The sequence below is a fragment of the Streptomyces sp. NPDC004609 genome, assembly GCF_042873655.1.
Taxonomy (GTDB): Bacteria; Actinomycetota; Actinomycetes; order Streptomycetales; family Streptomycetaceae; genus Streptomyces.
In genome coordinates, this window is sequence record NZ_JBIALS010000044.1 from 53456 (window position 1) to 60533 (window position 7078).

Below are 7078 nucleotides of genomic sequence, written 5' to 3' on the forward strand. Positions count from 1 at the left end.
CTGTGCGCCTTCCGGCGCTCGATTCCCGCGCTGCCGCCGCCCGTGCGCCTCTCGCTCGTCCGTCTCTCCCGTCGCGCGTGCGGCCCCACCAGTCGTCACTCACCCTGGAGTCCCCCGATGGACACCCCTCTCCACACCGTCGCCGTCGTCGGCCTCGGCACCATGGGCACCGGTATCGCCGAGGTGCTCGCCCGCGCCGGCCGGGAGGTCGTCGGCATCGACGTCGGCGAGGCCGCCGCCCGCCGGGCCGTCGCCTCGCTCGAAGCCTCCACCGCCCGGGCCGTCGCGCGCGGGCGGATCACCGAGGAGGAGCGCGCCGACACCCTGGCCCGCTTCCGTACCTTCTCCGACCTCCGGGCGGCCGCCGACGCCGATCTCGTGATCGAGGTCGTGTCCGAGTCGTACGAGACCAAGCAGCAGGTCTTCCGCGAGCTGGACGCGATCGTCCGCCCCACGGCCGTCCTCGCCACCGGCACCAACGCGCTCTCGGTGACCAGGCTCGCCGCCGAGTCCCGCCACCCCGAGCGGGTGCTCGGGATGCACTTCTTCAACCCGGCCCCCGCGATGAAACTGGTCGAGATCGTCTCCTCGGTGCTCACCGCGCCGGCGGCCGTCGACGCGGTCACCGCACTCGCCCGTGAGCTGGGCAAGGAGCCCGTCGCGGTCGGCGACCGGCCCGGCTTCGTCGCGGACGGGCTGCTGTTCGGCTACCTCAACCAGGCGGCCGCGATGTACGAGGCGAAGTACGCCTCCCGCGAGGACATCGACGCGGCGATGAGGCTGGGCTGCGGGCTGCCGATGGGGCCGCTGGCGCTGCTCGACCTGATCGGCGTCGACACGGCGCGGACGGTCCTGGACGCGATGTACGCCGCGTCCCGGGACCGGCTGCACGCGCCCTCCCCGATCCTCAAGCAGCTCAGCGAGGCGGGGCTGACCGGGCGGAAGGCGGGCCGTGGCTTCTACACCTACGCGGCCCCCGACACCCCGGACGTCGTGCCGGACGCCCTCACCCCGCCGCCCGAGGCGGCCGGGGAGGCGGCGGGCCGGGAGGTCCGGTCGGTCGGTGTGGCCGGTTCCGGCACGATGGCGAGCGGGATCGCGGAGGTGTTCGCGAGGGCCGGCTATGACGTGGTGATCGCCGCGCGCTCGCCGGAGAAGGCGCAGAGCGCGAAGGCCCGGATCGGCACGTCCCTCGCGCGCGCCGTCGACAAGGGCCGGATGTCGGCCGGCGCGAGGGAGGAGGCCCTGGGCCGGATCACGCCGGCGGACTCGCTGGACGCGTTCGCCGAGGTCGATCTGGCGCTGGAGGCCGTCGCCGAGGACCTGGAGGTCAAGCGGCAGATCTTCGCGACACTGGACAAGGTCTGCAAGGAGGGCGCGGTGCTCGCCACCACCACCTCCTCGCTGCCGGTCGTGGCCTGCGCGCGGGCGACCTCGCGGCCCGGGGACGTGATCGGGATGCACTTCTTCAACCCGGCCCCCGCGATGAAACTGGTCGAGGTCGTCCGTACGGTCCTGACCGCCGACGACGTCCACGCCACCGTCCGCGCGGTGGCCGCGAGGATCGGGAAACACCCGGTGGACTGCGGCGACCGGGCCGGATTCATCGTGAACGCGCTGCTGTTCCCGTATCTCAACAACGCGATCAAGATGGTCGAGGAGCACTACGCGACCGTCGACGACATCGACGCGGCGATCAAGCTGGGCGCCGGATACCCGATGGGTCCGTTCGAGCTCCTCGACGTCGTCGGGCTCGATGTGTCGCTCGCGATCGAAAAGGTGCTGCACCGCGAGTTCCGCGACCCGGGCCTGGCGCCCGCGCCGCTGCTGGAGCATCTGGTCGCCGCTGGCTGCCTCGGCCGCAAGACGGGGCGTGGCTTCCGCGAATATGCCCGGCGCTGATCGGCCGGCTGGGGCGGGCTGCTCGGACCTCCCGGCGGGCCGCCCCGGCCGCCCTCGCCGCCGGGCGGCTCCGCCCGGCGGCCGGGACCCTGTTCCGGCCATCGGCCCGGCCGCCCCGCAGGCGCGCTCTCCTGCACGGATGCAGTACGTTCGGGGCATGGCCCAGCCCGCTGATCCCAGTCGTCGATCTTCCCGTCCCAAGACCGCTCCGGACGCCCCGGAAAGTGCCGCGGGCAATCGCGCCGCCGCCCAACGGCTCAAGATGCGCCGTGAGTTGGCGGCGGCGGCCATGGAGTTGTTCGCGACCAAGGGGTACGAAGCGACGACCGTGGACGAGATCGCGGCCGCGGCCGGGGTGGCCCGCAGGACGTTCTTCCGCCACTTCCGCTCCAAGGAGGAGGCGATCTTCCCGGACCACGACGACACGCTCGTGCGCGCGGAGGCCGTGCTGAACGCGGCGCCGCCCCACGAGCACCCGCTCGACACCGTGTGCCGGGGCATCAAGGAGGTCATGCGGATGTACGCCTCCTCCCCCGCGGTGTCCGTGGAGCGCTACCGCCTCACCCGTGAGGTGCCGACGCTCCGGGAGCGGGAGATCGCCTCCGTGGCCCGTTACGAGCGACTGTTCACCCGCTATCTGCTGGGCCACTTCGACGAGCGCGACCACCACGACGGCAACGACGACCCGCTGCTGGCGGAGGTGGCCGCGTCCGCGGTCGTCACCGCGCACAACCACGTATTGCGCCGCTGGCTGCGGGCGGGGGGCGAGGGTGATGTGGAGGCCCAGCTCGACCACGCCTTCTCCATCGTCCGCGAAACCTTCGGCTCGGGTATCGGCGCGGGCCGCACCACCTCCGCGCCCCCGGCGGTCCCGGAGCCCCCGGCGCTGGTCTCCGTGACGCCCCAGGACGAGGTCCTGGTGGCCGTGGCCCGCACGGACGCCCCTCTGGACAATGTGATGCGCACGATCGAGAGGGCGCTCCAGACCCGTCGCGCCTGACGCCGGAATCCCCGGTACCCGCCCGCCCCGGCTCGGGCGTCCGCTCCCGGGCGGGGCCCGTGGCCCGGGCCGCCGAGCCGCACGGGAAGCCGGAAGCCGGAACCGGCGTTCGGAACCGGCCGCCCCGCCCGGGCCGCCGCCCCCGGTGACCGGCTGACGGTCACCGGCGCCCCGCGGGAGCACATGCCCCGCCGTGGAACCCGCCACCTCGCCCGGAGCCCTGCCGCGCGCCGCCCTGCGGGAGCCCGGGCCAGGACGACGGAACGTGCCCGCATGGACACCATCAGTGAGGGTCGACCACCCGTTCGGGCTCTCGCGTTGCTCATCGGCGCCGGGGGGATGACACTTGAGAGAAAATGCTGGCACGCAGTGCCTTGTCACCTGACACGGCGTGCCATACGGTGAAGACGTCCGGGCGGCCGGCGTGCAGAGACCACGCGCACGCCGGCTGTCCCCGCAAACCATCGAGTCTGCGCGCCCGGACGCCTGCGTCACAGGCCCCCGACCGCGCCCACCGGCGCTGCCGACAGCACCACCACCCGCCGAACCGACGGCACACCTCCACAGCAGCAGCACCGCCCCCAAAACCCTCTTCGGGTGTCCCTCCGGGACGCCCGACGCGCTTCGCCGGAGGCAACACCGTGAAGGAAATCCTGGACGCGATTCAGTCGGCGGACTCCACGTCCGCGGACTTCGCCGCGCTGCCGGTCCCCGAGTCCTACCGCGCGGTGACCGTGCACAAGGACGAGGCCGAGATGTTCGCCGGCCTGGAGTCCCGTGAGAAGGATCCCCGCAAGTCCCTCCACATCGAGGACGTGGCGGTGCCGGAGCTCGGCCCCGGGGAGGCTCTGGTCGCCGTGATGGCCAGTTCCGTGAACTACAACTCGGTGTGGACGTCGATCTTCGAGCCGCTGTCGACGTTCACGTTCCTGGAGCGGTACGGAAAGCTCTCCGAGCTGGCCCGGCGGCACGACCTCCCCTACCACGTGATCGGCTCCGACCTGGCCGGTGTCGTCCTGCGCACCGGCCCCGGGGTGAACGCCTGGAAGCCCGGCGACGAGGTCGTCGCCCACTGCCTCTCGGTCGAACTGGAGTCCTCGGACGGCCACAACGACACCATGCTCGACCCCGAGCAGCGCATCTGGGGCTTCGAGACCAACTTCGGCGGCCTCGCCGAGGTCGCCCTCGTCAAGTCCAACCAGCTGATGCCCAAGCCCGGCCACCTCACCTGGGAAGAGGCCGCGGCCCCCGGACTGGTGAACTCCACCGCCTACCGCCAGCTCGTCTCCCGCAACGGCGCGGGCATGAAGCAGGGCGACAACGTCCTGATCTGGGGCGCCAGCGGCGGACTCGGCTCCTACGCCACCCAGTTCGCCCTCGCCGGCGGCGCCACCCCCATCTGCGTCGTCTCCAGCGAGCAGAAGGCCGGCATCTGCCGCGCGATGGGCGCCGAGGCGATCATCGACCGCGCCGCCGAGGGCTACCGCTTCTGGAAGAGCGAGCACGAGCAGGACCCGCGCGAGTGGAAGCGGTTCGGCAAGCGCATCCGGGAACTGACCGGCGGCGAGGACGTCGACATCGTCTTCGAACACCCCGGCCGCGAGACCTTCGGCGCCTCCGTCTACGTCACCCGCAAGGGCGGCACCGTCGTCACCTGCGCCTCCACCTCCGGCTACACCCACGAATACGACAACCGCTACCTCTGGATGTCCCTGAAGCGGATCATCGGCTCCCACTTCGCCAACTACCGGGAAGCCTGGGAAGCCAACCGCCTCGTCGCCAAGGGAAAGATCCACCCCACGCTCTCCAAGGTCTACTCCCTCGACGACACCGGCCAGGCCGCCTACGACGTGCACCGCAATCTCCACCAGGGCAAGGTCGGGGTTCTCGCCCTGGCCCCCGAGGAGGGCCTGGGCGTGCGCGACGAGGAGATGCGCGCCCGGCACCTCGATTCCCTCAACCTCTTCCGCGACGCCCCGGCGGAGCGGACCGGCCCGAGTGTCTGAGGGCGGGCAGATGACCGAGCGCCACAAGGACCGGCCGTGGCTCATGCGGACGTACGCCGGTCACTCGACCGCCGAGGCGTCCAACGAGCTGTACCGCCGCAACCTCGCCAAGGGCCAGACCGGACTGTCGGTCGCCTTCGACCTGCCGACCCAGACGGGGTACGACCCCGATCACGTCCTCGCCCGGGGCGAGGTCGGCCGGGTCGGCGTGCCCATATCCCACCTCGGTGACATGCGCAGACTGTTCCAGGACATCCCGCTGGAGCAGATGAACACCTCCATGACGATCAACGCCACCGCCATGTGGCTGCTGGCGCTCTATCAGGTCGTCGCGGAGGAGCAGGGCGCCGATGTCCGGGCGCTCCAGGGCACCACGCAGAACGACATCGTGAAGGAGTATCTGTCGCGCGGGACGCACGTCTTCCCGCCCGGGCCCTCGCTGCGGCTCACGACGGACATGATCACCTACACGGTCAACCACATCCCCAAGTGGAACCCGATCAACATCTGCAGCTACCACCTCCAGGAGGCCGGCGCCACACCGGTCCAGGAGATCTCGTACGCCATGGCCACCGCGACGGCCGTACTGGACGCGGTCTTCGCCTCCGGCCAGGTCCCCGACGACCGCCGGGGCGAGGTGGTCGCCCGCATCTCCTTCTTCGTGAACGCGGGCGTCCGCTTCATCGAGGAGATGTGCAAGATGCGCGCCTTCGGCCGTATCTGGGACCAGGTCACCCGGGAGCGGTACGGGATCGAGGACCCCAGGCAGCGGCGCTTCCGCTACGGCGTACAGGTCAACTCCCTCGGGCTCACCGAGGCGCAGCCGGAGAACAACGTCCAGCGGATCGTCCTGGAGATGCTGGCCGTCACCCTCTCCAAGGACGCGCGCGCACGCGCCGTACAGCTTCCGGCGTGGAACGAGGCGCTGGGGCTGCCCCGGCCGTGGGACCAACAGTGGTCGCTGCGCATCCAGCAGGTGCTGGCGCACGAGTCGGACCTGCTGGAGTACGAGGACATCTTCGCGGGCTCGCATGTCGTCGAGGCGAAGGTGGACGCTCTCGTCGTGGAGTGTCTGGCCGAGATGGAGCGGATCGAGGAGATGGGCGGGGCGATGGCGGCCGTCGAGTCCGGGTACCTCAAGTCCCGGCTGGTCTCCTCGCACGCCGAGCGGCGCGCCCGGATCGAGGCGGGCGAGGAGAAGATCGTCGGGGTGAACATCTTCGAGACCACCGAGGACAACCCCCTCACCTCGGACCTCGACACGGCCATCATGACGGTCGACCCGGCGAACGAGGCGCGGGTCGTCGCGGGGCTGCACGCGTGGCGGGACGACCGCGACGAAGCCCGCGCGACGGACGCGCTGACGGCGCTGAAGAAGGCGGCGGCGGGCACCGGCAATCTGATGGCCGCCACCCTGGAGTGCGCCCGCGCGGGTGTCACCACCGGGGAGTGGGCCTGGGCGCTGCGCGATGTGTTCGGCGAGTTCCGGGCGCCGACGGGTGTCTCCGGTGCTCCCGTGGCGGTCACCGCCGAGGCGGGCACCCCGATGGCCCTGGTCCGCGAGAAGGTGGCGCGTACGGCCGAGGAGCTGGGCTCCGGCCGGCTGCGGCTGCTCGTCGGCAAACCGGGTCTGGACGGGCACTCCAATGGCGCGGAGCAGATCGCCGTACGGGCCCGTGACGCGGGCTTCGAGGTGGTCTACCAGGGCATTCGGCTCACCCCCGAACAGATCGTCTCCGCCGCCCTGGCGGAGGACGTGCACTGTGTGGGGCTGTCCATTCTGTCCGGATCGCATGCGGAGCTGGTGCCCGATGTCCTGGCGCGGCTGCGCGAGGCGGGCGCGGCCGATGTTCCGGTCATCGTCGGGGGGATCATCCCGAACGCCGACGCCACCGATTTGAAGGCGGCGGGCGTGGCCGCCGTGTTCACACCGAAGGATTTCGGTATCACGGAGATCATCGGTCGTATCGTCGACGAGATCCGCAAAGCGAACCAGCTCGACCCTCTGGAGGTCCCCGCATGACCCTCGATCGACTCCGTCCGCGCCGTTCGTGTCTGGCGGTCCCCGGCTCCAACCCCCGCTTCCTGGAAAAAGCCCAGGGCCTGCCCGCCGACCAGGTCTTCCTCGACCTCGAAGACGCCTGCGCCCCCCTCGCCAAACCCGAAGCCC

At 71.4% G+C, this 7078-nt stretch carries 4 protein-coding genes and 1 pseudogene; all 5 read left to right on the forward strand.

Annotated features, from left to right (window positions below; all coding sequences use genetic code 11):
- Positions 1-117 precede the first annotated feature (117 nt).
- Positions 118-1902: a 3-hydroxyacyl-CoA dehydrogenase family protein gene (locus ACFYT4_RS31485; RefSeq protein ID WP_389276689.1), complete on the forward strand. Its 1785-nt coding sequence runs from the start codon at positions 118-120 to the stop codon at positions 1900-1902.
- A gap of 157 nt (positions 1903-2059) precedes the next feature.
- Complete coding sequence (locus tag ACFYT4_RS31490) at positions 2060-2902, forward strand: TetR family transcriptional regulator (protein WP_389276692.1); 843 nt, start codon at positions 2060-2062, stop codon at positions 2900-2902.
- A 641-nt stretch (positions 2903-3543) separates the two neighbouring features.
- Positions 3544-4908, forward strand: a complete 1365-nt coding sequence (gene ccrA / locus ACFYT4_RS31495; protein ID WP_389276695.1) for a crotonyl-CoA carboxylase/reductase — start codon at positions 3544-3546, stop codon at positions 4906-4908.
- Between the two features lie 10 nt (positions 4909-4918).
- A complete protein-coding gene (locus ACFYT4_RS31500) occupies positions 4919-6931 on the forward strand; it encodes a protein meaA (protein WP_389276698.1) in 2013 nt (670 codons plus the stop codon).
- Positions 6928-7078: pseudogene (locus ACFYT4_RS31505) on the forward strand (CoA ester lyase); the annotation flags it as partial. The gene ACFYT4_RS31500 and the pseudogene ACFYT4_RS31505, both read left to right, overlap by 4 nt.

Coding starts and splice junctions, on each gene's coding strand:
- ACFYT4_RS31485 (WP_389276689.1), top strand. CDS start 118: ATGGACACCCCTCTCCACACCGTCGCCGTCGTCGGCCTCGGCACCATG.
- ACFYT4_RS31490 (WP_389276692.1), top strand. CDS start 2,060: ATGGCCCAGCCCGCTGATCCCAGTCGTCGATCTTCCCGTCCCAAGACC.
- ACFYT4_RS31500 (WP_389276698.1), top strand. CDS start 4,919: ATGACCGAGCGCCACAAGGACCGGCCGTGGCTCATGCGGACGTACGCC.